At 58.7% G+C, this 26,242-nt stretch carries 22 protein-coding genes; 8 read left to right on the top strand and 14 right to left on the bottom strand.

Going from position 1 to position 26,242, the window contains the following annotated elements; translation table 11 throughout:
* The first annotated feature begins 36 nt into the window (after window positions 1-36).
* On the top strand, window positions 37-1,149 hold the full coding sequence (locus QRN20_RS13150) for a fimbrial protein (RefSeq protein WP_502942161.1): 1,113 nt from the start codon (window positions 37-39) through the stop codon (window positions 1,147-1,149).
* Between the two features lie 30 nt (window positions 1,150-1,179).
* Here the strand turns inward: QRN20_RS13150 and QRN20_RS13155 are convergent, their stop codons facing one another.
* The 3 genes from QRN20_RS13155 to QRN20_RS13165 form a co-directional block, all read right to left on the bottom strand.
* Complete coding sequence (locus QRN20_RS13155) at window positions 1,180-2,616, bottom strand: hypothetical protein (protein ID WP_032664240.1); 1,437 nt, start codon at window positions 2,614-2,616, stop codon at window positions 1,180-1,182.
* 182 nt (window positions 2,617-2,798) lie between these two features.
* The gene (locus QRN20_RS13160) at window positions 2,799-5,117 is read right to left on the bottom strand and encodes an autotransporter outer membrane beta-barrel domain-containing protein (RefSeq protein ID WP_029243918.1); all 2,319 of its coding nucleotides are present in this window, start codon (window positions 5,115-5,117) and stop codon (window positions 2,799-2,801) included.
* A 372-nt stretch (window positions 5,118-5,489) separates the two neighbouring features.
* The gene (locus tag QRN20_RS13165; protein ID WP_285360532.1) at window positions 5,490-7,490 is read right to left on the bottom strand and encodes a hypothetical protein; all 2,001 of its coding nucleotides are present in this window, start codon (window positions 7,488-7,490) and stop codon (window positions 5,490-5,492) included.
* 357 nt (window positions 7,491-7,847) lie between these two features.
* On the opposite strand from QRN20_RS13165, the gene QRN20_RS13170 reads away from it, so the two are divergent.
* Both QRN20_RS13170 and QRN20_RS13175 read left to right on the top strand, forming a co-directional pair.
* Window positions 7,848-8,597 (top strand): response regulator, encoded by a 750-nt coding sequence (locus QRN20_RS13170; protein WP_029243916.1) that lies wholly within the window; start codon window positions 7,848-7,850, stop codon window positions 8,595-8,597.
* Window positions 8,594-9,649 carry a sensor histidine kinase gene (locus QRN20_RS13175; protein ID WP_029243915.1) on the top strand — a complete coding sequence of 352 codons (1,056 nt, stop codon included), beginning with the start codon at window positions 8,594-8,596 and terminating at the stop codon, window positions 9,647-9,649. Before QRN20_RS13170 ends, QRN20_RS13175 begins: the two co-directional genes overlap by 4 nt.
* A gap of 57 nt (window positions 9,650-9,706) precedes the next feature.
* Here the strand turns inward: QRN20_RS13175 and QRN20_RS13180 are convergent, their stop codons facing one another.
* From QRN20_RS13180 to QRN20_RS13215, 8 genes are all read right to left on the bottom strand, one after another.
* Window positions 9,707-10,756 (bottom strand): AI-2E family transporter, encoded by a 1,050-nt coding sequence (locus tag QRN20_RS13180; protein WP_029243914.1) that lies wholly within the window; start codon window positions 10,754-10,756, stop codon window positions 9,707-9,709.
* 91 nt (window positions 10,757-10,847) lie between these two features.
* Window positions 10,848-11,678, bottom strand: a complete 831-nt coding sequence (locus tag QRN20_RS13185) for a DUF4892 domain-containing protein (RefSeq protein ID WP_080665301.1) — start codon at window positions 11,676-11,678, stop codon at window positions 10,848-10,850.
* Window positions 11,679-11,805: 127 nt separating this feature from the next.
* Entirely contained in the window at window positions 11,806-12,660 is an 855-nt protein-coding gene (locus QRN20_RS13190; RefSeq protein ID WP_122418855.1) for an alpha/beta hydrolase, read from the bottom strand.
* Complete coding sequence (locus QRN20_RS13195; RefSeq protein ID WP_029243911.1) at window positions 12,657-13,478, bottom strand: alpha/beta fold hydrolase; 822 nt, start codon at window positions 13,476-13,478, stop codon at window positions 12,657-12,659. The genes QRN20_RS13190 and QRN20_RS13195 overlap by 4 nt, the downstream gene beginning before the upstream one ends.
* 131 nt (window positions 13,479-13,609) lie before the next feature.
* Entirely contained in the window at window positions 13,610-14,053 is a 444-nt protein-coding gene (locus tag QRN20_RS13200; RefSeq protein WP_096767767.1) for a hotdog fold thioesterase, read from the bottom strand.
* A gap of 68 nt (window positions 14,054-14,121) precedes the next feature.
* Window positions 14,122-14,577 (bottom strand): phosphohistidine phosphatase SixA, encoded by a 456-nt coding sequence (sixA, locus tag QRN20_RS13205; protein WP_058433026.1) that lies wholly within the window; start codon window positions 14,575-14,577, stop codon window positions 14,122-14,124.
* On the bottom strand, window positions 14,574-14,918 hold the full coding sequence (locus QRN20_RS13210) for a DUF4389 domain-containing protein (protein WP_058433025.1): 345 nt from the start codon (window positions 14,916-14,918) through the stop codon (window positions 14,574-14,576). The genes sixA and QRN20_RS13210 overlap by 4 nt, the downstream gene beginning before the upstream one ends.
* Before the next feature lie 25 nt (window positions 14,919-14,943).
* Window positions 14,944-15,969 (bottom strand): NAD(P)H-dependent glycerol-3-phosphate dehydrogenase, encoded by a 1,026-nt coding sequence (locus QRN20_RS13215; protein ID WP_025996428.1) that lies wholly within the window; start codon window positions 15,967-15,969, stop codon window positions 14,944-14,946.
* 285 nt (window positions 15,970-16,254) lie between these two features.
* On the opposite strand from QRN20_RS13215, the gene QRN20_RS13220 reads away from it, so the two are divergent.
* The 4 genes from QRN20_RS13220 (at window position 16,255) to QRN20_RS13235 (ending at window position 21,178) form a co-directional block, all read left to right on the top strand.
* Complete coding sequence (locus QRN20_RS13220) at window positions 16,255-18,180, top strand: response regulator (protein ID WP_122412540.1); 1,926 nt, start codon at window positions 16,255-16,257, stop codon at window positions 18,178-18,180.
* A gap of 220 nt (window positions 18,181-18,400) precedes the next feature.
* On the top strand, window positions 18,401-18,916 hold the full coding sequence (fabA, locus tag QRN20_RS13225) for a 3-hydroxyacyl-[acyl-carrier-protein] dehydratase FabA (protein ID WP_024686114.1): 516 nt from the start codon (window positions 18,401-18,403) through the stop codon (window positions 18,914-18,916).
* A 10-nt stretch (window positions 18,917-18,926) separates the two neighbouring features.
* Window positions 18,927-20,144: a beta-ketoacyl-ACP synthase I gene (gene fabB, locus QRN20_RS13230; protein WP_088234953.1), complete on the top strand. Its 1,218-nt coding sequence runs from the start codon at window positions 18,927-18,929 to the stop codon at window positions 20,142-20,144.
* 182 nt (window positions 20,145-20,326) lie between these two features.
* Window positions 20,327-21,178: a pirin family protein gene (locus tag QRN20_RS13235; protein ID WP_122510922.1), complete on the top strand. Its 852-nt coding sequence runs from the start codon at window positions 20,327-20,329 to the stop codon at window positions 21,176-21,178.
* Between the two features lie 21 nt (window positions 21,179-21,199).
* Here the strand turns inward: QRN20_RS13235 and QRN20_RS13240 are convergent, their stop codons facing one another.
* Both QRN20_RS13240 and htpG read right to left on the bottom strand, forming a co-directional pair.
* The gene (locus tag QRN20_RS13240; RefSeq protein ID WP_122410023.1) at window positions 21,200-21,934 is read right to left on the bottom strand and encodes a dienelactone hydrolase family protein; all 735 of its coding nucleotides are present in this window, start codon (window positions 21,932-21,934) and stop codon (window positions 21,200-21,202) included.
* A gap of 91 nt (window positions 21,935-22,025) precedes the next feature.
* Window positions 22,026-23,933 carry a molecular chaperone HtpG gene (gene htpG / locus QRN20_RS13245; protein WP_285360540.1) on the bottom strand — a complete coding sequence of 636 codons (1,908 nt, stop codon included), beginning with the start codon at window positions 23,931-23,933 and terminating at the stop codon, window positions 22,026-22,028.
* Between the two features lie 335 nt (window positions 23,934-24,268).
* Between htpG and QRN20_RS13250 the strand changes: the two genes are divergently transcribed.
* Window positions 24,269-24,541: a hypothetical protein gene (locus QRN20_RS13250; protein ID WP_004882571.1), complete on the top strand. Its 273-nt coding sequence runs from the start codon at window positions 24,269-24,271 to the stop codon at window positions 24,539-24,541.
* Between the two features lie 81 nt (window positions 24,542-24,622).
* Here the strand turns inward: QRN20_RS13250 and brnQ are convergent, their stop codons facing one another.
* Window positions 24,623-25,936 (bottom strand): branched-chain amino acid transport system II carrier protein, encoded by a 1,314-nt coding sequence (gene brnQ / locus QRN20_RS13255; RefSeq protein WP_004882572.1) that lies wholly within the window; start codon window positions 25,934-25,936, stop codon window positions 24,623-24,625.
* Window positions 25,937-26,242 lie beyond the last annotated feature (306 nt).

Genomic DNA, 26,242 nt, shown 5'->3' on the forward strand with positions numbered 1-26,242 from the left:
CCGCCCGCCGCCAAGGAATACTTGATGAACGACCCAATGAAGCGCCTGACACGGGGCCTGATCGCCCTTGGTGTCCTCTACGGTGCCAGCGTCCAGGCACAACCGCAAAAGCAAAACCCCAACAACGATTGTTACTGGGTTTCTACCCCTGGAATCAAAGACTTCCGTCGCGACATCGGCACGCTGTATATCCCCCGGGATGCACGCATCGGCAGCGTTATCGGTACGGTGGACATGAGCGCGAGAAGCACTGATCTTGCCAACCTGCACGCCGCCTGTGGCAACAACGGCACGGTGCTTCTCGAATTCAACGCGGTCGCAACTGCACCGATCTTTCCGGGCGTAATCGACCCGATCAATGGTGAAGATGTAACCGGCAAAATAGTGCAAACCAATATTCCAGGCGTCGGTGTCAGGATCAAACTGGGTTATCCGTTCACTACCCCGTTTGGCCCTTGCGCCAATTGCTTCTTACCGGTGGGGGGAAATCCGACGGTGCCCTACCTCGGGATCAACGACCACCAGCAGATGCTGACTTCGCTCAGCATGACGTACCTGACTAATGTGATCACACTGGTGAAGACCGGACCGATCCCGCCTGGCCCGCATCAACTGGACGGTGGCGAACTCTGGTCCGGCAGCGTCACGACGCTGGGCAGGATCATGAGATATGGACTGGTCGGCACCATCATCCAGGCTCAGTGCACTGTAGGCAGCAACCCGGTCAGTGCAGATCCGGTACAACTGGGTGAATGGGACAGCTCGGACTTTACAGGACCAGGCTTTACCACTCCCCCGGTTCCTTTCAGCATTGCCCTGAGCAATTGCGAGACCGATGCCAGCGGCGCGTTCGTGAGCACCGCACACATCGAGTTGGACGGCGTCAATGGCTCAACACCTATTGGGCCGGCCAGCAACGGCATTTTCAGCCTGACGAGCGATTCGGGAGCAGAGGGCATGGGGATTCAGATCCTCAAGGCAGATGGTGTTACGCCGATGGAGCTGCAGGCAGAAGTGCCTCTGGTCACGATTATGCCGGGCAGCACCACGCTCAATTTCAATGTCCGTTTCTACCAGACCCATACCAGAAGCGAGATTCGTCCGGGGCTGGCAAAAGGAGCGCTCAGTTTCACGATGACCTACCGGTAGTGGTGAGCGCTCGATAGCCGACTTTCCGGATCAGTTGGACAGCGTCGGCCTCAGCGACCCGAATGGCAGCCAGCTGACTTTCTCATCGAAACTCACCTTCGTGCGCACTTCCAGCAGACCACCTGTCTTGAAACGTTGCAGGTCGGTTTTGGTGATGTGCCCGACATCGATGGTATCGGCGACATGGGGGACCGGAGACTCTTTCAAGACATCAATGGTCAGGTTCTGTCCCCCGACACTCAGGCCGACAACCTGAATGTTGATGAATTGGCTGGTGTCCATGAACGGCCAGCTACCCAGCGTAAAAAGGGCCCTTCCGCCATCTGCAATGCTGCTCAGACTCAACCGCCCGCCCGAAACCTTGTCGCACTGCACCACGGGAAAGCCGCTGATCGTCGACACCCTCAAGGTGTGAGTGTTCGAAATGTGAGGATCCGCGACACCGCTTTCGTGCACCTCGTAATAGACCGGAATTGATTTTCCGAAGTGCTGCGCGATGCAGGTGGACGGGATGGTGAACTCCCTCGCATCCTTCTTTGGCGTGAGATAGGAACCCACGCTCTTTGGCTCCGCCCACTGCACCGAGACTGTTTCTCCGGCACGGATCACAGCGTCGTCAGGTATTGTTACCGTGGCGCCGTGGATGGCATTTATCGGGTCGAGCGTGCTGGTTGCTGCCGAGCCAGTCGCTTGTGTGACTCTCGGGGGAGGCAGTACGCGAGGTGCAGGCTGGGCCTTGACCTCAAGTTCAAAGGGGTGGGAATACGGGCTGAGATTGCCCGCCCGATCGCGGAGTCTGTAGAACGCGTAACGCGTTCCGTCCTGGCGCGACAGAATCATGTCACCACCAAACTCGAGCGCGACCGGCTTGCCCACTTCTTCTCGCTCGAGGATCCTGGTTGAAACCACGTCAGCGTCACTGAAATTGAAGGCATTTTCACTCCAGTACCAAGTCACCACATCACCTGCCTTGCCGCCACTGTAAGCAGGCACAATGCCAATGACCTTATTGTCGTGGTCGTGCAGATACTGTTCTGTGATAGTCGCAGTGTCGAACTCCAACTGGCCGGAGGCGGCGTTCAGTACAGGAGCGATCACATCCACCGTAACGATCTGTCTCAACGAATCGTTCGAGTTGCCATCTGAATTGACCACAACGTAATGAAGCTCATGCGCCCCTTGGGTCAATTGCGCAACAGGTATGTCGAAGATCAGATCGTTCGCAGGCAAGGTAGGCACCTCGCCATCCAGCTCCCGTCTGTCAAGCAGCTTTTCATCCCATAATATGTTGAGATAAAAACGCTCATTGGGCTTGGGGGTGTATCCCCAGGCAGGCACTTCGATCCGCAAGGGCGAGGTCGCCATGCTGGCGGGCAGCAGACCCGTTTCGTCCCATCGGGAATCGTCAGCCATCAAATCGGCGACAACGGGCAACGCGAGTTCTTGCTTTGGAGTGGAGTCGGTCATGTGCACCCTCACCATCCGTTTCATAGCGTCATGAAATCGGCATCAATTCTTCAAGATCCAGATTTAACACGCTGACCCGTGTCGTAAACACTGGCAGATCTGCTAGGTCGTCGATGAGAGACATACGAAAAAAGGGAAGACCTGCTGGCCTTCCCTTTGGATGCGGTAGAAATTTCTGGCGATTACCAGTTGTACCTGAGTCCGACGTTGGCACCCCAAGGCTGCTCAATGCTGCTGCCATTGCTGTATTCGAAGTCCATGTGCGCCTCCAGCCGCTCGGAAAACGCAACGGCGACGCCAGCTCCCAGCTCACCGCGTGAACCGGAAATGTCATTGTCGAACCGGTTTTCGTTCACTTTCACTTCGTTGCTTTTGACGAACTCATGTGCCAGCGCGACGCGCAGATATGGCTGAACGATCCGGCCCTGCCCCATATCGAAGTTGCGCCCTGTCGTGACACCCACCTTGCCCAACAGCGAGCGGGTCGAATCACCCTCGGCACGCAGACCGTTATCCAGCTCGTAATCCTTGCCTTCGATGAATGCCCCGATCAGTTGGGTATAGGGCTCGACGTAATAGCTGCCGTCCAGTTTGATGTGACGCCCAAACTCAACGGACGCACCAACGCCGGAATTGCTGTAGTCCCCCTTGGTGCGCGTACCATCACTGAGATTCACTCGCGCCTTGTTATTGAAGCGGTTGAGCTTGATCACGCCGTCCAGATAATAGCCGCTCTGGCTGTCCAGCCAGGTGCTGTAGGCGCCCACGTAATAACTGTCAACCTTGCCGTTGGCTCCCAGATCCAGATCCAGGTCGGACGTGCTTTGCCCAGCCATCACCCCTGCCAGCCATTGCCCGTTAGAGGTCGGTATGCTGCCGTCCGCTCCCAAAGCAGTTCCGTGCTGCACCTGTTTGTAGCCGAAGCCGGATGCATTGGCCACATTGAATTTATTGCCGTAAGACCTCATCCAGACGCCTGAGCGCCCACCATTGGCGCGCAGCTCACCCATACGTGTGCGCAGACTGCTCAACTCGCCGTACCACACGGTAGGTGCGGCGTTGAACAGGGCCAGAACTGTCTGCGGTGCAGGACCGATCGTGCGGGTAGTAGCGTCCAGATACCAGTCGTTGTCGCCCTGCTTGATCAGGTCATAAGACCAGGTGCCCAGGTCCACGCGTCCGCCGACCAGCGCGAAACTGGCATCACCCGCTTGAGCATGTACCACATGCAGACTGGTGTCGGTAGTCGGATCGCTGCCAGTACTGCCGACCAGCAACTGGTGGCTGCCCGTCGCGCTGCCAGTGATGTCGATAAAATCGGTTTGCGCCCCGCCGAAGTCCACATCCATCCTGAAGGTGCCGCTGCCAGACAGATTGGCGACCGAAAGGGTGTAAAACGCGGCAGCCTCGCCGAGCTGGACGGCACCGCCGTTCATCACGAGGTTTTCGACGTTGCCGTTGTCGACCATCGTCCACTGCGACCCGTTGCCGACAGCTACACTGCGAGTGTTTTCAAGACGACCGGTCAGTAGAGAGCCGTTGTCCAGTCGCACATTGGCCGTACCGCCGGACTCGGCAACGATATCGCCCGTGAGGCTACTCTGGTTCAGATTGACGGTGGCCGTACTGCTGGCATCAACCTGGACATTACCGTTCAGGCGGCTGTCGTTGACGTTCAGGGTAGCGTGCGACCCGTCCGCGGTTTCGAGGATATTTCCGTTGCCGCCCGTCAAGGTGGAACCGTTATTCACATTGATGACGGCGATGGGTAGAGCGCTTGTCGGGTTCGATTGTGCGACCCTGATTGCAGCACCGGTCTGCCCGGTCACCTGGCTGGCATCGAGGCTCAACGAACCCTCCCTGTAACCCTGTTCTGCGACGACCAGCACACCCTGCTTAGTACCGGTAATGCTACTGCCGCTCGCCTCGGCCGCGCCTGCAATCAGTCGCAGGCCCAAACCGCTGGTACCGTTGCCGGTCAACGTCGAGTTCTGCAAATTGAGCAGGCTGAAGTGCGTCACCGAAGCCCCGGCAGTCACGCCAGTGCTGGTGCTGTTGGTCAGGGTCACGGTCGAGCCGAAGGTATTGCTTGACTGCCTTATAAGGGAAAGGCCGCTACCCGTGCTGTTGAGCAATGTACTGTCGACGATCGTTCCCTGGCTTTCGTTCAACGTCGTTCCGCTTCTGACCGTCGAGCCTGTCATCGTAAACGATGAGCCGAACGACAAATCGGCGTACTCGATCGAGGATCCGGCGGTCATCGTCAAGGTGGAGTTCCGCACAATGACCGAGCCGTGCTGGGTTCCACCTTTGACATTCAGCGTTCCCCCCTCGGTCACGATGTAGTTATTACTATTGCTGAGTCGATCAATGTCCAGAACGCCCTTGACTGGAATAGTGGCACCCAGCGCCGTATGGCTGAAGAGAAAAACCGGCAAGAGCGACGTCAGGTTGATCGCAGCCGGCAAGGGGCGACGAATGAACAAATCGGCGATCGACATACATAATATCCTTGAGGCCATGGGCGGCTGATACGCATCGGGTAATGCCAGCCGGGCCCTTCATAAGTGAGCGGCCGCGCAGACTACATGCTTGCACCTCAAACTTATGCAAGACCAATCTGATGCTATTGTAGGACTCGTCCTACGTAATAATGCCGTCAGCCTCTAAGTTTAAAGCCTGGAATTCAACGCAACAGAACGTTTTGAACTATAAATTCATCGGCTTAGTTAAATCGGGTGGCCCGCAACAGAAAGGATGGACGCCTCGATTTCGCGACCCTTTGAATCAAAATCGGCAATACCCACCCCCCTACAATCCTCAGGTATTGCCGTATTCACTACAGTTCAATCGTCACGCCGCGTCGCAGGCCGTCATTCAGCGAGATCGGGGATATCGCAAACTCCCGGTTCTTCCCGTGTGCACAGGTTTAACTCGCCTGGCAGTACGCGCGTTACAACGACCAGGGTCGATTTGACACTTATCTGGGTTGGCGATTTCTTCAACACATAGGTGACGCGGCCACTGCCACGCGTCACGATGGGCTCGATGTAATCGGTATAAGGCACCGTGATGGTAAAACCGTTTCTCACTGCGTCGTCATCCAGCGTTACAGTGGGCGCCGAATAGGCCGTTCCAGGAATAGGCGAGTTACCTTGCGAGTCATCGTATGCCTGCCAGCTGACATCAACCGTGTTACCCACTTCGAAACTCACCCGATCCCCCGGGATCCTGGCTTTGATTCCGTCCCAGGGTTTCGAGCAGCAGTTGATCACCGGAATGGCCGGATTTCCTCCGGAATACCGGTCTGGAAACTCTACATCGGCGAGTTCTTCCGACTCGACGATAGTCACCTTTACCAGGGTACGCGGGGATTGTTGCTCGTTGACGCCATTCCAGGTGCTGTAATAGACCGGTAATTGTTCGTTGTAGCCACCTTGCTGGATTTTGTCCCAAGGCACTGTGAACTCAACGGGATCGGCGGGCGGGTCGGTAATAACCACCTCATCGACATGAGGTATCAGCGCCCCCCAGAACAGACGCAGGCTCTGTCCGGCGATCACAGGATTTGGCGTCACCAGCGCCTTGGCATCCTGCCCCTTGTCCTCCTCGCTTAGCTCGTTATCTACAGGCCCGCGGCTCTTGATGACCACCGGTGGCAGCTTGTCATTTATCGGATCAGGCCCTTCGGGATCCGGATCCGGATCTGGATTGACACCTGCCACGGTGAAATCCACAGAGATGTCAATTTCCTGAGATTTTGTCTTGGCAGCGCCCCGGACCACGCTATAACTCACTTTGAAGCTGCGCGCGTCCAGCGCTCCTTCTGCCGACAACGTAGGCCAGTCAATGAAAATCGACATCGGAAAGGTTGACAGAGGCACCGCTGGAACCGTGGTGTTTTCCCAATTGACCTCAATCATGTCCTTGCCTGGTTGCGGGTTGCCGTAACCCGGCGCGGGAATTTCCACGTACACGCCCAGACGCGCGTCGGCACGATCGATCAAACCATCATCTGCCAGCGGTACCAGCGGCGCCACAAGACTTTCCGGCGACGGATCAAGATCAACGTAGATCTCCTGCCACCTTGAGGGCTGACCCAGGTTGCCGGTTCGATCGACATAGCGATAAAGCACTGCGATCGAGCCATCCTGAAGCGTTTTGACGAGATCAGCGTCAAGGCTTATGACCGGGTCACCATCTCCTGGCAAGGCTTGATCCTTTGAGACGGTAATGGATTCGATGTGGTCTATCGGATCGGCCATGCTTTTTGGACCGACCGCCCCCCAATACAATCGAATATCATCCCCGGCAATGATATCGCTGGTACGAGGAATACTGATATCAAGCGTCGCATGAGCATCGAAGTACGCCAGTGTAAGGCCGTTACCGATGACGTCTTGCGGCAAGCCGGGAGTCTGCCCGGGAATGTTTCCGTTGGGCGCCGTGTGGTCGACAGTCACTGACCGGGAAGCCGAACCAATTGTGTTGCCATCACTATTTGCGTGCAGATATTCAATCTTATAGACGCCTTCGGATTCGAATTTATCTGCGGGTATCACATATTCGCGAATGGCAGGGGTCACTGGATCAGGCAGGTTGATAACATCCAGTCGATCTCCATTCATGAAGAAATGCAGTTGTTCATAAGGGTTCAGTTGTACAGAGTTCGGAATCCTGATCGTCCAGTCGTTTCCCCACTGAGTTCTGGGCCAGAGGTACCTTTCATCTCCATCAATAAACCCGAGCACGCCATCGACGTCGGGCTGATCCAGGTCCACCTTTTTCTGTGAACCCTCGGAACGTTTTTTTCGATAGGACTGCCGCGCCTGCTCAGCGGCGGTCAGTTCGGGTTGAGGTTTTGATACAGTCATCAATGCGTCTCCCTGACGAAGACCCGCCGGACCGACGGGCAATGACACATGGGCCTGAACGGACTTTTCATGACCGAGAAGGCGACCTGCCGGCACGCAGTAACACTGCGTCTGCGCGACCGTACAGACGCCATTTAACGTGGACAGCGGCGTTGTCGATACTGTTGGAAACGCTAGGTGCAGGCACAGAAATGAGGTAAAAATTCTGAGGTGTATCAACTCTGATACATTCCCGACATGCCGATGACAATCAGAAGCGCCACCCTCTTGCCGCGCCTCCCGGCGAATCGGTATGACGGGAGCCTGAATCATCAACAGCGGCCAACCATGGCAGCATCAACAGGCAGCACAGGCACTATGCAGGCATTCACCGAGAATTCATCCGACACTACCGCCCCCGAGCAGCGCTGGGCAGTGCGCGCCCTGATCGTCGATGACGACGTGGCGATCCGTGAACTGCTGTGCGATTACCTGACGCGCTTCAATATTCAGGCACGCGGCGTGACTGACGGTGCCCAGATGCGTCTTGCCCTTAGCGAAGAAAGCTTCGACGTAGTCGTGCTGGACCTGATGTTGCCCGGCGAAGACGGCCTGTCGCTGTGCCGCTGGCTACGCAGCACCTCGGACATCCCCATCCTGATGCTGACCGCCCGTTGCGAACCCACCGACCGAATCATCGGCCTGGAACTGGGTGCAGACGACTACATGGCCAAGCCGTTCGAGCCCCGCGAACTGGTAGCACGCATTCAGACAGTCCTGCGCCGGGTCCGCGATGAACGCAGCGATCAGCGCAGCACGATTCGCTTCAACACTTGGCGCTTGAATAGTGTCCTGCGCCAGTTGATCGCGCCTGACGGCCTTGTGGTGCCACTGTCGAACGCCGAGTTTCGCCTGCTTCGGGTGTTCATAGAACGTCCGCATCGCGTACTGAGCCGCGAGCAATTGTTGGATGCCGCCCGAGGCCGCTCCATCGAGGCATTTGATCGCAGCATCGACCTGCTGGTCTCGCGCCTGCGCCAAAAGCTGGCTGACGACCCGAAGAACCCGCAACTGATCAAGACCGTACGCGGCGAAGGCTATCTGTTCGATGCCAGGGACCTGGGTTGATCCGCAGGTTCGATACGCTCTTCGCCCGCCTCTTCGGTGGCGCGCTATTGGCCATTCTGCTCGCTCACCTGCTGGCGTTCATTTGGTTCATGAATTACGGCATGCACCCGATGCAGCCTCCGCCAGGGGGTGAACTTTCTGTCCAGCACGATCAGAGCAGGCCGGATTATCCGGACGAGCGACGCAGACCGCCCAGACCACCACTACTGGGCGGTCCTGTCGTGCCACTGATCTTTCAGTTCATTACGCTGATCATCGCAGCGTGGTATGGCGCCAAGGCCCTGAGTCGTCCTGTGCAGCGATTGAGCGAAGCCGCCGAACGCCTGAGTGAAAACCTCGACAGCCCGCCGCTGGAAATCTCCGGCCCGCGCGAAGCACGTCAGGCGGCGCAGACCTTCAACCTGATGCAGCACAAGCTCCGTGAGCAGATGCAGCAACGCGGGCGCATGCTGGCAGCGGTCTCTCATGACCTCCGCACGCCCCTGTCGCGGCTCAAGCTGCGTGTCGAACAGATCGAGGATCCCAGGCTGCACGGGCAGATGACCCAGGACCTCAACGACATGATCAACATGCTTGACGCGACCCTGGCGTACCTCAACGAACACCGCAGAACCGAAGTCCTGCAACAGCTGGATTTGCAGGCGCTGATCGAATCACATGCTGAAAACGCGCAGGACAATGGCGACGATGTTCAATACGAAGGCCAGTGCAAGCCGCTGAAAACCCAGCCCATGGCGCTGCGCTCATGCCTGCAGAACCTTGTCGATAACGCCCTGCGCTACGCAGGCAGCGCGAAGATCGTGATTGAGGACGGCGCTGATCGGGTCAGGATTTCGGTCGTCGATCATGGCCCCGGCATTGCGCCTGAACTGCATGAGAGCGTGTTCGAGCCCTTTTATCGACTGGAAGGTTCACGCAATCGCAACTCCGGTGGCGTCGGCATGGGCATGACCATCGCCCGTGAAGCAGCGCGACGGATCGGGGGGGAATTGTCGCTGGAACAGACACCGGGTGGAGGACTGACGGCAGTGCTGTATTTGCCGCGTCATTGAGCCCCGGACGCCACAGGTATTAGCCCTGCGACGTCGCTGGCCTGCGCGAACGTCAATTCAACGCGGCGTGCGCGCCCTCTCGCTGCCCACCCAATCCGTCAACAGACTATAAGCTACCGCCAGTAAAGTCGGCCCGATGAACAGACCGATAAAACCGAACGCCAGCAGCCCGCCAAAAACACCCAACAATACAATCACCAACGGCAGGTTGCCGCCCCGGCTGATCAGGTACGGCTTGAGCACGTTGTCCACGCCACTGATGACGAACATGCCCCAGATGCCTAGGAACACGGCCATGCCGTACTCACCCTGCCACACCAGCCAGGCGGTGGCCGGCAGCCAGACCAGCGGCGGGCCCATGGGGATAAGGCTGAACAGGAAGGTCAGAATACCCAGCACCAGCGCGCCGGGAATGCCTGCAATCAGGAAACCGATCAGCGCCAGCACCGCCTGGGCAGCAGCGGTACCGATCACACCGTTGACCACGCGCTGAACCGTACCAGCGACCAGATCCAGATAATACTGGGCTCGATCGCCGATCAGACGCTCGAGCAGGCTGAGCACGAAGGCCGCCAGACGCGGGCCGTCGCGGTAGAAGAAAAACGCAAAGACGATGCTCAGGGTCAGCTCGAGAATACCGCCACCGATTTGCGCACTGCGCGCCAGCAACCAGTTACCGACTTCGCCCAAATAGGGTTTGACCGTCGTCATGAAGGCTGCGCCCTGCTGATCGATGGTGGTCCAGAAACCCACCAGCCGCTCACCCACGATCGGAATGCCTGCCAGCCAGGTGGGCGGATCCGGCAGACCATCGACCTGAACATCTTTGACAAACGCCGTGGCATCACGCACGTGGTCAGCCAGATTGAAACCCAACCATACCAGCGGCGCGGCCACCAATAGCAGCCAGCATAGACTCATGACCAATGCGGCCAGCGATTCCCGCCCCTTGAACCAGCGCGTCAGCAGGCGCATCAACGGCCAACTGGCAAACGCCAGCACCGCGCCCCAGACCAGTGCCGACCAGAACGGCGCCATCACCCACAGGCAAGCGCCGAACAGGGCCAGCAGCAGGATCTGAACCAGTAGACGATCGTTGTTGAACATGAAGGGCCTGCGAGAAGGAATCGGAAGTGGCGAGCATAAAGACGAACACGGCTCGCGTCAGCCGTATTCGTCGCGAGCAGAACATGGAACGCTAGCGAATCACTTCGATGGACACGCCCTTTTTATCGGCACCGCCGGTCTCCAGTCGTGCAGCACGGACACCCTTGGCGATCAACGCATCGCGCCATGCAGCCGCGCTGGCCCCGGAAACGGTGACACGCAATGTGCTGTCGAGGTTGAGCCCGCGCGATATCAACGTCACCCAGGTCTCCTGAGGGTCGCCACTCAACCTTGGCAGATCGAGCCTGCCGGTGCTCTTGAGCTGACGCAGCAAGGTAGCCGAGGTCGGCAACAGATCGCCCAGCGGCGCGGCGGATTCGAACTGCTCGACATGCAGATAGGCACGGCGATTGCCACGGGTAATGCTGTAGAGCGCAACCAGCGTATCCGTATCGGGTTCAGCAAGGCGCAACAGCAGATACGCTTGCCGGTCATCGGCGCCGTACAATTTGGAGTTGCCGAATACCTCGTTGGCCCACAGGCTGCTTTCGCCACAGTCGCGGGCCTGGCACCAGAACAGCAACTCGGCACCCTGTTGTTGCAAGGCTTCGCGCGCTGCGGTGAATGCGTCGTCAGAAGAATGCTCGGCAGGCAGCTGATAGGTAACCGACGTCAGATTGCCTCGCGCACTGACCTGACCATCGAACCGCAACTGGCCGCTGATCTTGCGGATCGAGCCCATCGGGTAGACACGTTCGAGTTCGGCGCGGGGGCGATAGTCGACGATTTCAGAGTCGGCCAGCCGCGGCAGAATCTGCAAATCCTGACTGCCCGGCAGATCGGCAGCACCCACCATGGCACTGAAGACCGACGCAAGGAGTGCGACGAATGGAACACTTGATACACGCATGAGTGCTCTCATTGGCAGGCAGACAAAAGGAAAACGTTAAGGGCATTGCCAACAAGGCAATCTTGCAGAGTGGAGGATTGATCCATCGTGGTTGGCTCCTGTTTCAACCTGCTCAGCGTCGGCAGTTGCCGACCGCAAGTCAAGAAGCAGCGAAGAAGCGATTGAAACAGCGTGCAACAGCGCACGCGCCCTCCTCGTCATCCAGATGCAGGTGATGGCCGCCCGGCAAGGTTTCGATTCCGAAAGGCAGACGCTCGATGACGTCGTGCTTTTTTGCCAGCATGCCCTCGCGAGCGATGACCAGTTGCGTCGGACATTTCACATTGTTGATGAACGCCATGGCCTGTTCGTGAGTCAGGCGCGTTGCAGAAGGCAGGGTCAGGCGGCTGTCGCTGCGCCAGGTGTATCCACCCGGCACCGGCATCAGTCCGCGCTGCGCGAGCAACTCGGCAGCCTCTCGGCTGACTGCCACCACGCCCTTCATGCGCGCCTGAATGGCCCGGTCCTGATCCTGATAAACCGGTTTTTTCTTGCCGGGCAATGCCAGTTGCGCCTGCAGCGCAGCGCCCATCCTTTCGGCAGAAGAGTCAGCCTCGCCTGTCAGCGGGATCAGGCCGTCGATCAAAGCAAGATGGCTAATTCGCTCGGGCAGCGCGCCAGCCAGCATGACCGAAATGATTGCCCCCAACGAATGCCCGAGCAGCGCGAAGCGCGACCAGCCCAACTGCTCGGCGACCTGAAGGACGTCGAACACATAATCGGCCAACGCATAGCCGGCACCTGCCGGTCGGTGATCGGAGTGACCGTGCCCGGCCAGATCCAGTGCCACGATACGCAGGCCGTCAAGCTTCGGGGCAAGTCTGGCAAAGCTGTTGGCGTTGTCGAGCCAGCCATGCAACGCGATGACCGGCGTGCCTTCTTCGGGGCCGAACAGATGCGCAGCAAGCTCGACATGCCCGAGGCTCAGGCGCACTTCCTCGACAGCACACCTCATGCAGGAGTTTTCTGTGCGTGACGACGTGCATTGCGTTCGTCCCAGCGCGCGAACAGTGATTTGAGCAACTGCGCCGTTTCATCCGGCCTTTCCAGTGGAAACATGTGCCCTCCCGGCATCGACAGGTATTCGCCTTCACGCATGCGTCTGGCCAGATAGCCATGGTGCGGCATGATCACACGGCTGTGCTTGCCACGCACCATTGCCAGCGGCACCTTGAGCTGCCGTGATGGAACGGGGCTGGTGTGGGGAATGCTGCGGTAGATACTGATTTCAGTGGCCGGATCGAAGCGCAGGCGCAACTGCTCGCCATCCCGTTGCAGGCCATGCTGCAGATAGGCATCCAGGCATTCCGGATCGAATCTGCGAAACAGCGTCTTGCTGGAAAAATAGGCCCGCGCAGATTCCAGATCGGCAAAGGCCTCCCGACGCCCCAGCGTTCGCCCCGCAGGTGTGATCCGGTCAATGAACCCAAGACGCTTGGCAGCGCGGATGAACAACTGGTCAGCCAGCCCCAGTACCGGCGAATCGAGCATCACCACCCCTCGGTAAAGCTCGGGACAACGCAGGGCGGCATGCAGGTGCAACAACCCGCCCAGCGAATGCCCCACGCCCCACACCGGCTCGGCCTGCTCTCGCAAATGATGGATCAGTTCATCGACCAGATTCAGCCAGTTGTCGTCCACGGGAAAACGCGGATCATGGGCATGCTGTTCCAGATGTGCCACTGCATATTCAGGCCCCAGCGCAGCGAACAACTTGCCGTAGGTGGCCGAGGGAAAGCCATTGGCGTGGGCGAAGAACACGGGCTGGGGCATGCCGATAGACTCAAGGGCCGGACGAGTATTGATTGTGCGCACCGGGCCAAAACTACGACAACGATTGGAACTGCCATCGAAGGTGTCACTCCGGCCATTTACAGGCCGAAGTGTCGGAAGCCCGAGGCTAGTCAACGAGCTGGCGGTTCCTGCCCGTGTGGCACCACCGCGACGGTCAGCCGCGAAATACAGCTCAGCTTGCCCTCTTCAGTGGTGATTCGAATGTCCCAGACATGGGTCGTACGGCCCAGGTGCACCGGCTTTACCACGCCTGTGACGCGTCCGGAACGCACGCCACGCAGGTGGTTGGCGTTGACCTCAAGCCCAACGCAGAAAAACTTGTCCGGATCCACAACCAGGTAGCTGGCCATCGAACCCAGTGATTCGGCAAGCACCACCGACGCGCCACCGTGCAGCAGGCCGAAGGGTTGATGGGTACGCTGATCGACCACCATGCTGGCGGTCAGGGAGTCGTCCGTGAAGGCTTCGAAGCGGATATCAAGCACTTCGCCGATGGTGTTCTTCTGCGCCTTCATCAGGGCATCGATATCCGGGGTGACACGCCATACACTCATGTTCAGTCCTTTTTATGGTGGGGTGACGCTGGTTTTTCACACGGCGAGCGACCGACTTTTCGGTCCGCTCACACGTGGCGAATACTGTTGAGGTTCATGCCACCTGCGAGCACATGATCGCCTTCAAGCTCGGCAAGGCTGGCCGTGCTCATCGGTTCGGCATGCTGATAACTGCCGTGGGCCAGCAGCCCGATCAGGGCACCGACCAAAGGCTGGTGGCTGACCAGCAGGACTTCGTCGACAGTCAGCGCCGCGAGTTGATCCAGAACCTCACGCGGATCGCTGTCCGGTGTCAGCCATGGCACGGTCACGACCGCGTCATCGAAGCCCAGCGACCTGTGCACCAGCCCGGCTGTCTGCTGCGCGCGGACATAAGGGCTGGCAAGTATTTTCTGCAACGGCTTGTCACTCAGGTGAACGGCGCTCTTGAGCACTTCTTCTCGACCATGATCGGTCAGCTCCCGCTCGGCATCGCTGCGCGCCCGGGACTGGGCTTCGCCGTGGCGCAACACCCAGACCTTCATAGCTTCGGCTCCTCGTCACGCACCGGATGCGGCGCAGGGGCAACGAAATGCGCAGCTTCGCCCTCCGGCAAACGTGGCGTAGGCCAGTCAGCGAACGGCCAGGGTTTCTGATCCGAATGGAAGGTGCCGAAACGGCCGATCTGAGCCAGAAACTGGCTGAGGCTGTCGCCAAAATTCATCAGGCTGCCGCTGGGTGCGCCATAGATCAGGCGATAGCCCAGTTGCACAATGACCACGCCTGCCAGCACCACTTCTGCAACCTGCCAAACGATGACAAATAGCAGCATCCAGAGGATGCGCAGCGCGATGGATTCGTTCTTCTGGGTATTCGACTCGTTCAAGATCCTTCTCCCGGCTGAAGTGGTTTCAATTGAAGCCCGTGATTGAAATGAAATCGACGTCCGTCTTGGGCTCGGCGCGCATCAGCGCTTCGATGACCTGGTTGAGCGTACGACCTTCGAAAAGGATGGCATGCAGGCCCGCGACCAGTGGCATATAAACCTGGACTTCCTGGGCTTTGACCTTGAGCACCTTGAGGGTGTTCACCCCTTCTGCGACCTCGCCCAGACGCGTGACCGCCTCGTCGAGAGTCAGCCCCTGACCCAGCGCGAAACCGACCTGATAATTACGGCTTTTCGGCGACGAACAGGTGACGATCAGGTCGCCGACGCCGGCCAGCCCCAGAAACGTCATTGGGTTGGCACCCTGAGCCACGGCAAAACGGGTCATCTCGGCCAGGGCGCGTGTGATCAGCATGCTCTTGGTGTTCTCACCCATGTCCAGCGCCACGGCCATACCAGCGATGATCGCGTACACGTTCTTCAGCGCCCCGCCCAGTTCGACACCGAACCGATCAGCGCTGGCGTAAACCCGAAAGGTACGACCATGCAGAACGGCCTGCACCTGCTGACACAGCGCCTCGTCTTCGCTGGCGACCACGGTGGCGGTCAACGCATGCTCGGCGATTTCCCGCGCCAGATTCGGTCCGGACAACACGCCGATACGCGCCTGCGGCACGATCTCCTCGAGAATCTGACTCATCAGCTTGAAGGTCTGCGCTTCGATACCCTTGGTCAGGCTCACCAGCATCTTGCCGCTCAGGCATTCGACATGAGGCGACAGCACACCGCGCAGTGCGCTGGAGGGCAACGCGACGAAGATCAGCTCGCTGCCTTCAAGCGTTGCGGCCAGATCGGTCACCGGTTCGACTTCAGGCCGGACCTTGATGCCCTTGAGGTAGCGCGGGTTTTCACGATTGACGCGAATGGCCTCCGCCTGCTCGGGATCACGCATCCACTGGCGAACCTGATGGCCGTTTTCGGCCAGAAGATTTGCGATGGCGGTGCCAAAGCTGCCGCCACCAAGAACCGCTACAGGCTGCTGCGTGGTCATAAATCAATCCATCCTGGGCCATTGACTGGCAATGTCGGCATTATACGGAGCGTTGCGTCATCGGCCAGCGTCAAACGCGCCAGAGCCTGTCAGCAAGCAATAAGGTGTCTGGAACTGCAGTCATCTCGGTTAACATATGCGCACACTGCATGCATCATCGTGAACATCGGCTTTCCTGAGCATCCGGAACGATGCCATCGATGCATTGATACGAACCCGCGAGCGCACCGGCATGGACGCATCAGTCGAATTTCAGGAACAGGCCGCCGCCGAACGGGGCTGGCGATGACGTTTCGTCACTGGGACATTAACACCCGCACGCAAATGATCAGTCTCGGCCCGGCCCTGCTGCTGACCGTCCTGCTGATCGGGTTCTTCACGTTCGTGCGGATTCAGGATCTGCGTCAGGAACTCAACCACACCGGCCAACTCATCGCCAACCAGCTGGCACCTGCCGCCGAGCCCGGATTGCTGGTCGGCGATACCGAAAGCCTTAAAGGCCTGATGCGCGCCACGCTGTCCATGCCCAGCGTTCGCTATGTCGAGATTCAGGACAGCTCCAACACCGTTCTGGTTTACATCGACCAACCAAGGGAAAACGAACACCAGACGCGCCAGATGGAAATTTTCCAGGCACCGGTACGCGCCCAGCATCTGGTCGTACACAAGGCACCTGCAGCGGGAGAGCCGTTATCGACGGCAGGCTCCAAGCGTTATCTGGGCCGGGTACTGGTCGGCATGTCCAGCGAAGCCTTCAACCGACGCCAGCAGGAAATCCTGCTCAAGGCCGGCATCCTGGCGCTGTGCGCCTTATTGTTCACGTTTCTCCTGGCCAGACGCCTTGCCCTCAGCCTGTCGCGCCCGATCAGCCGCATGGGTGAAGCCCTCAAGGCCATTCAGCAGGGAGACTACAGAACGCCGCTGCCGATCAGTGACGATGCCGAACTCGGGGCGCTGGCGCGGCACATCAATAATCTGGCAGCGAATCTGGACAAGGCCAGCCTGGAGCAGCAACGCTCCATGGCGCAGCTCATCCAGACCCGCGAGGAAGCGGAACAGGCCAACCGTGCCAAATCCGACTTTCTGGCGATGATGAGCCACGAGTTGCGCACGCCCATGAACGGCGTGCTGGGCATGCTGCAATTGCTGGAAACGACCCGCATGACCGACGAGCAGAGCGAATACGCCACGCTCGCCACCGAGTCCACCGAGCATCTGTTACGCGTCATCAACGACATTCTCGATTTCTCGCGTATCGAACGCGATGCCCTGCAGATGGAGGGAATTGCGTTCAATCTGGCCGAACTGGTCAACGCATCCACCCATGCCTTCAACCACAACGCACAGCAGCGCAACCTGCAGTTGAATCTGCACGTCCAGCCAGGCCTGGAATCGCTGACCGTCATCGGCGATCCGACACGTATCCGGCAGATACTGGTCAACCTGATCGGCAACGCGCTGAAGTTCACCGAGCAAGGCAGCGTCTGCATCAAGGCGGGCTGGAGCCTGATCGAAGAAGACCGGCTTCAGTTCACCTGCACGGTTCAGGACAGCGGCATCGGCATTCATGCCGACATGCTGGAATCGATGTTCGACGCCTTCCAGCAGGCTGACAGCTCCATCTCCAGACGCTATGGCGGAACCGGGCTTGGCTTGCCGATTGCGCGCACCCTGGCCGAGCGCATGGGTGGCACGTTGCGCGCGCAAAGCGAAGAAGGCGCGGGGTCGCTGTTCACCCTGCAGATACCACTGTCGATATCGCGGCAATTGCCCGTCGATATTCGCCAGCCGCTCTCGGCACTGGACGCTTCCGGCAAGGAGCGCAGTGTTCTGCTGGTCGAAGACAATCCGGTGAACCGCACCGTGGTTCAGGCCATGCTGCACAACCTGGGGTGCCGGGTGGACGTCGCCGTCGATGGTGCCGAGGCTGTTAACATGGCCGCCGCAGGCGAATACGGCCTTATTCTGATGGATTGCCGACTGCCGGTCATGGACGGCTATGAGGCCACGCGCCGTATCAGGCAACTGGAAGGCCTCGAACAGTTGCCCATTATCGCGTTGACGGCCAACGCACTGCAGGGTGATCGTGACGCCTGTTTACAGGCGGGGATGGACGACTATCTCGCAAAGCCCTTCAAACACGCTGATTTACAGCATGTTTTGCGCCGCTGGCTATTCTTTCGGACACCTGTGACTGGCGATAAATGTTAAATTGCGGCAGTCTTGACAGCCTGATCGACCCTGAACGGCGGTCGAGTGACAAAATTCAGTGCACAGGTGTACTTTGATTTCTCCTGTCCTGTGACTTTCATTACAACGCAACAGTCTATGAGTAGGCTGCCGGACATAGTCCTGGCAATTTAGTCCGCCAGGACTGGCGTTTGGGCCAGTGGCGCCCCAACCTGCCGCACAAGATCATTGAGGAGCTCGCATGACCAAACAACACGCCTTTACCCGGGAAGACCTGCTGCGCTGCAGTCGTGGCGAGCTGTTCGGCCCAGGTAATGCGCAACTGCCCGCCCCCAATATGCTGATGGTTGACCGCATTACGCACATCAGCGAAGAAGGCGGCAAGTTCGGCAAGGGTGAGTTGGTCGCCGAACTCGATATCAATCCTGACCTGTGGTTCTTTGCCTGTCACTTCGAAGGTGACCCGGTGATGCCGGGCTGCCTGGGCCTTGACGCCATGTGGCAGCTGGTCGGCTTCTATCTGGGCTGGCAAGGCAACCCCGGCCGCGGCCGCGCCCTGGGTTCGGGTGAAGTGAAGTTTTTCGGCCAGGTCCTCCCGACTGCCAAAAAAGTCACCTATAACATCCATATCAAACGCACCATGCGCGGCAAACTGGTCCTGGCAATCGCCGACGGTACCGTGAGCGTTGATGGTCGCGAAATCTACAGCGCCGAAGGTCTGCGTGTCGGTCTGTTCACTTCCACTGAAAATTTCTAAGGGTAATCGCATGCGCCGCGTCGTTATCACTGGTCTGGGTATTGTTTCCTGCTTGGGCAATGACAAAGACACCGTCACCGCTAACCTGCGTGCCAACCGCCCTGGCATCAAATTCCAGCCGGAATATGCCGAAATGGGTCTGCGTAGCCAGGTTGCCGGCTCCATCGACCTCAACCTTGAAGAACTGATCGATCGCAAGATCTACCGCTTCGTCGGCCATGCGGCAGCCTATGCCTATCTGGCCATGAAAGACGCCATCGCTGACGCCGGCCTGACCGACGAGCAGGTGTCCAACGTGCGTACCGGCCTGATCGCCGGCAGCGGCGGCGCATCGACACTGAACCAGATGGAAGCGCTGGACATCCTGCGTGAGAAAGGCGTCAAGCGCGTTGGCCCTTACCGCGTCACGCGGACTATGGGCAGCACCGTTTCCGCCTGTCTGGCCACGCCGTTCAAGATCAAGGGCGTGAACTACTCCATCTCTTCCGCCTGCGCCACCAGCGCCCACTGCATCGGCAACGCTGTCGAGCAGATCCAGCTGGGCAAGCAGGACATCGTCTTTGCAGGCGGTGGTGAAGAAGAACACTGGAGCCAGTCGTTCCTGTTCGACGCCATGGGCGCACTGTCGACCCAGTACAACGAGACGCCAGAAAAGGCTTCCCGCGCCTACGACGCCAAGCGTGACGGTTTCGTCATCGCAGGCGGTGGCGGTATGGTCGTGGTCGAGGAGCTGGAACACGCTCTGGCACGTGGCGCGAAGATCTACGCGGAAATCGTCGGCTACGGCGCGACATCCGATGGCTACGACATGGTCGCACCGAGCGGCGAAGGTGCCATCCGCTGCATGCAGATGGCCCTGTCGACCGTTGAAGGCCCGATCGACTACCTGAACACCCATGGCACATCGACCCCGGTCGGTGATGAAATGGAGATGAACGGCGTACGTGCAGTCTTCGGCGACAATGCTCCGGCAATCAGCTCCACCAAGAGCCTGTCGGGCCACTCGCTGGGTGCCGCTGGCGTTCACGAGGCGATCTACTGCCTGTTGATGATGGAGAACAACTTCATCGCCGGCTCCGCCAACATCGACGAGCTGGACCCGAAAGTCGCTGACATGCCGATCCTGCTGGAAACCCGGGAAAACGCAAAGCTCGATCGCATCATGAGCAACAGCTTCGGCTTCGGTGGCACCAACGCAACTCTGGTTCTGCAGCGCTACAACGCATAAGCAAGACCGTGCAAGACTGAAAAGGCGCCTTTCGAGGCGCCTTTTCTGTTTTCAGGATGCCGCACGCGGCACGCTGGATGATACGGTTCGCTGGAGGCGGCTTGCCTGCGATGACATTCGCCCCTCACCCAGCCCGCGTTATGATTCCTGCCATTCCCTGCCTCATCATCGAGACTCGAATCATGCTCACCCTCACACCACGCGCTGAAACGGTGGAAGGCCAGCCGATCCTGCGCCCCCTGCCCTCCGCACGCTGTCGCAGCGTGGGGCCATTCGTGTTCTTCGACCATATGCTCGCGACGGATTACCCGCCTGGCACCGGCATGGATATCCGCCAGCATCCGCACATCGGCCTGTCGACGCTGACGTACCTGCTGGAAGGCGAACTGCAGCACAAGGACAGCCTGGGCAGCGATCAGTGCGTCAAGGCGGGAGATGTGAGCTGGATGACGTCAGGCGCAGCCATCGCCCACATCGAGCGCACGCCGGAGCCGTTGCGGGTGAGCGGATCGCGCCTGCATGGCCTGCAGGTCTGGCTGGCATCGCCCCGCGACCACGAACAGGGTGAAGGTCATTACAGCCATCACCCGGCACACAGCCTGCCGCAAAGCGACAGCATGGGAATTTTCATACGCATGCTGGCGGGTAACGGCTTTGGCCTGCAATCACCCGTACCGGTGCTCTCAGACACGCTGTACGCTGAAATACGCCTGCAGACCGCCACGACCCTGACAATTGAACCGGAACATCAGGAGCGCGCGCTGTATGTGCTCGAAGGTGAAGCCGCACTGGACGGCACACCGGTCCTGCCCTGCACGCTGGTCGTGTTGGAACCGGGAACTACCGTCAACCTGTGCGCGGAAAGCGAATGCCATGCAGTATTGATAGGCGGCGCAGCCCTGGACGGCCCCCGACGCATGAACTGGAATTTCGTCGCCAGCGAGGCCGCACTGATCGAAGATGCACGGCGTCGATGGGCAGAAGGCGACTGGCCGACAGTTCCGGGAGAAACGGGCCGGATCGAGTTGCCTTGAAGATCCGGCCGTTAGACTGACTTACTTTTGGTTGAACACTTCGCTCAACAGATCGTGCATCGACTTGAAGGCGCGGGTGGCGACCTTGGCGTCGTACATCATCTTGCCCGGAACATTGGCGTGCGGGTCGGTGAACGAATGGAACGCGCCGCCATAGTTGTGCAACTGCCAGTCGACATTCGCCGCGTTCATTTCATCTTCGAACGCCAACTGCTGCTCTTTCGGGACCATAGGGTCCGATGCGCCGTTCAGGACCAGAACAGAACCCTTGATGTGGCTGGCATCACCAGGGTTTGGCGTGTCCAGTGTGCCGTGGAAGGATATCGCCGCCTTCACATCAGCACCGCTGCGCGCCAGCTCCAGCGAGCAGCAGCCGCCGAAGCAGAAGCCGAACGTCGCAATGCGCTTGGCGTCCAGTGACACACCCGCCTGACTCAGCAGCAGATCGAGACCGGCCTGCATGCGCTTGCGCAGCAGAGCACGGTCATCTTTAAGGGGCATCATCGCCGCGCCGGCTTCATCGCCATTGGCTGGGCGAATTTTCTGACCATACAGGTCGGCCAGCAGTACTACATAACCCTGCTCAGCCACGGCCTTGGCGATGTCCTCGGCGCCTTCGCTGACGCCCATCCAGTTGGGAGCCATCAACAGGCCAGGACGGGACGAGGTCGCGCTGGCGTCGTACACGAGACGACTTTCGTAGGGCTGACCATCAATCTGGTGTACTACGGAACGGACAGTAATCTTGCTGCTCATTGCTGACTCCTGATCATTTGAGGTTGTAAAAAATACGGTGCGCAAGCACAAACAAAAAACCCGCCGAAGCGGGTTTTCTGTTACTCGGTCATCAAACCGACAGCTCTACCAACAGCTTGTTCAGACGACGCACATAAGCGGCCGGATCCCTGAGGCTGTCACCGGCAGCCAGCGCAGCCTGATCGAACAGGATGTGCGACAGTTCGCCAAAGCGTTCTTCGCTCTGCTCGGCGTCCAGCTTCCCGATCAAAGGGTGAGCCGGGTTGAATTCGAAGATCGGCCTGGAGTCCGGAACCTTCTGACCGCTGGCTTCCAGAATCTGACGCATCTGCAGACCCATGTCCTGCTCGCCGATGGCCAGAATCGCAGGTGAATCGGTCAGACGATGCGACACACGCACCTCACTGACAGACTCGCCCAGGGCTGTCTTGATACGCTCGATCAAGCCTTCCTTGTCCTTGGCAATCTCTTCCTGAGCCTTCTTGTCCTCTTCGGAGTCGAGCTTGCCCAGATCCAGATCACCACGTGCCACATCGACGAAACCCTTGCCGTCGAAGTCGCTCAGGTAGCTCATCAGCCACTCGTCGATACGGTCGGTCAGCAGCAGCACTTCGATGCCTTTCTTGCGGAAGACTTCAAGGTGCGGGCTGTTCTTAACCTGAGCGTAGGATTCGCCGGTCAGGTAGTAGATCTTGTCCTGACCCTCCTTGGCGCGAGCCAGGTACCCGGCCAGGGAAACGCTCTGCTCGCCGCTCTCGTCGGAGGTAGACGCGAAACGCAGCAGGCCGGCGATCTTCTCCTTGTTGGCGAAGTCTTCTGCCGGGCCTTCCTTGAGGACCTGACCGAAATTCTTCCAGAAACCCTTGTATTGCTCGGGCTCGTTCTTCGCCAGCTTTTCCAGCATGTCGAGGACGCGCTTGGTCAGCGCCGACTTCATCGAGTCGATGATCGGGTCTTTCTGCAGGATCTCGCGGGACACGTTCAACGACAGGTCATTGGAATCGACCACGCCTTTGATGAAGCGCATGTACAGCGGCAGGAACGACTCGGCCTGATCCATGACAAATACGCGCTGCACGTACAGCTTCAGGCCACGTGGTGCTTCGCGCTGATACAGGTCGAACGGTGCGCGGGCCGGTACGTAAAGCAGCGAGGTGTACTCCAGCTTGCCTTCGACCTTGTTGTGGCTCCAGCTCAGCGGGTTCTCGTAGTCGTGGGCGACATGCTTGTAGAACTCCTGATACTCCTCGTCCTTCACTTCGGAACGGGAACGGGTCCACAGCGCGCTGGCGCGGTTGACGGTTTCCCACTCAAGCGCCGGTGCCTCTTCGCCTTCTGCCGCTGGAGCCTGCTCTTTCGGCAGCTCGATAGGCAGAGCGATATGGTCGGAGTACTTCTTGATGATGTTGCGCAGACGGTAGCCGTCGGCAAACTCATCTTCGCCGTCCTTCAGGCGCAGGACGATGCGGGTGCCGCGCTCGGCCTTGTCCAGGGTCGCGACTTCGAACTCGCCTTCACCCTTGGAGGACCAGTGCACACCTTCGCTGGCCGGCAGGCCCGCACGACGGCTGAACACTTCAACCTGATCGGCGACGATGAACGCCGAATAGAAACCGACGCCGAACTGACCGATCAGGTGCGAGTCCTTCTTCTGGTCGCCCGACAGGTTTTTCATGAAATCAGCGGTACCGGATTTGGCGATGGTCCCCAGATGGGTGATCACATCGTCACGGCTCATACCAATGCCGTTGTCTTCGAGCGTAACGGTCTTCGCGTCCTTGTCGAAGCTCACGCGAATCTTCAGCTCTGCGCCGCCTTCCAGCAGCTCAGGCCTGGACAGCGCCTCGAAACGCAATTTGTCGACCGCGTCAGACGCGTTCGAGATCAATTCGCGAAGGAAGATTTCCTTGTTGGAATACAGCGAATGGATCATGAGGTGAAGCAACTGCTTTACCTCGGTCTGGAAGCCCAGGGTTTCCTTTTGAGTTTCCACACTCATGGTCATCAAACTCCGATCTGGATGGCATAAGCCGCCACAGCGAGGCATGAGCCTGTGTAGCAGCGCGTAGTCATCAAAGTGGGGGCTGGGCGAGGGATTTCAAGAGCACAGGAATCAATCGATGCGTTCCGACTGTCGACCGGGCTGTGAACTTCTTTGTCGTCGCGGATCGGCACCGCGTATGCGTAATAGCATCGGCCGCTGCTTGCAAGCTGTTTCAGCCAGAAGAAACATGAATAAAACAGCGAGGTTAAATAATATACCGAACTGTCTGGAACTTAATTTACACGGGCATGCTCTTAGGCACGTGGATACTCAATAAGGAGAAATACCCCATGCGTAAATCTTTAGCCTATGCCTTGATGCTTTCTGCCACTCTGGGTCTTGCTGCCTGCGACAAAAAATCCGAAAACACTCAGCAAGATGCCAACAAAGCTGCTCAACAGTCCCAGGAGTCGATGGAGAAGGCTCAGGAAAAAGTGAACGACGCGGCCAAGGAAAGCCAGGAAGCTGCTCAGAAAAACGCTGAAGCCGCTCAACAGCGCGCGACCGAGAACGCCAACCAGGCTCCGGCCCCGGCGACTGAAGCAGCACCTGCAACCAAGTAAAGCCATCGGCTTGCAGAACTACACATAATAAAGCCCGCTTATGCGGGCTTTATTATTGCGCGTTTAGTTATATGATCGACTTCATGCCAACGCTTCGCTGCGTTTGCCTTTTATTCTGTCGACAATGATTGCACCCGCCAATGTTATAACCGACGGAATCAACCAGGCCAGACCCTGCTCACTCAATGGCAAGTTAGCCAACGCCTTTGGCAAAGAGTCGGTGAAGCCTGCGCCTTTTATCGCATCGATCAGCCCGAAGATCAGCGACACCAGCATGACCGGTGCCACCACTCGACCCTGACGTTGCCAGAATCCCTTGCAGAAGCTCAACGCAACCAGAACGATGCAGGGCGGATAGATCGCGGTCAGTACCGGGATCGAGAACAGGATCAGCTTGGTCAGGCCCAGATTCGACACCAGCAGCGAGAAGACAGCCAGCATCACCACCAGCGTCCTGTAGGACAGCGGCAGGATCTTGGCAAAGTATTCGGCACAGGCGCAGGTCAGACCTACCGCTGTCACCAGACACGCCAGGGAAATCAGCACCGCCAGAAAGCCGCTGCCCAGCGAACCGAAGGTGTGTTGCACGTAAGCGTGCAGCACCACCGCGCCATTGGTTGCACCCGCAGCCACCGAGTGACTGCCGGAGCCCAGGCGAAACAGACTGATGTACACCAGCGCCAGCCCTACCCCTGCAATCAGTCCGGCGATGATCGCGTAACGCGTGATCAGCCGCGGCGATTCGACGCCCCGCGAGCGAATGGCATTGACGATGACAATGCCGAAGACCAGAGCCCCCAGGGTGTCCATGGTCAGATAGCCATTGATGAAGCCCTGCGAGAATGGCGCTGCCGTATAAGCAGGCTCTGCGGTACCAATGTCGCCTGCTGGCAGAGCAAAGGCTGCGATACCCAGAATCGCCAGTGCGAGTATCTTGAGCGGCGCGAGAAAGCGCCCTACCGTGTCGAGCAGTCGCCCCGGATACAGCGACACCCAGAACACCACCAGGAAATACACGAGGCTATACAGGGCCAGCGCCATCGGACCGTCACCGGTCAACGGCGCAAGCCCGACCTCGAAGGAAACCGTGGCCGTGCGCGGCGTGGCGAACAAAGGGCCGACGGCGAGGTAACACACTGCAGCGAGAATACCGCCCGCGACCTTGCCGATCGGGCTGCTCAACGCATCCATCGCGCCACCGACCCTGGCCAGGGCAATTACCGTGACCACTGGCAAGCCCACTGCCGTAACCAGAAAGCCCAGCGCGGCGATCCATACATGGGGACCGGCCTGCAGGCCCACGATAGGCGGGAAGATGATATTGCCCGCCCCGACGAACAGGGCGAACGTCATGAAACCAAGTGCCAGGATGTCCTGGCCTTTCAACACTTTCATTGCGAAGGACCACACAAAATCGAGATAAGGGAAATGACGTCACCCGTGAATGAGGTGAACGCAGCCCGTCAGCGTAAGACGTGGCAGTACCTTGCGACGTGCCCCTTGTGAGGGCGACGCAAAAACGGTCGACAGGGTAGCGAATCCGGCCAATAAATGCACTATTGAAGGGCGAGCTTCCGATATACGCACTTTATAAGCGCAGGAATTTATAGCCACAAACACTCGATTGTGGGAGGCGCCACCACGCCTTCGACGTGACGGGTCTGTCACAAAAAAATCCTGTTTCTTTAGTAGCTTGCGAGT

It is taken from the genome of Pseudomonas sp. fls2-241-TYG-175 (genome assembly GCF_030209155.1).
Lineage (GTDB): Bacteria > Pseudomonadota > Gammaproteobacteria > Pseudomonadales > Pseudomonadaceae > Aquipseudomonas > Aquipseudomonas viridiflava.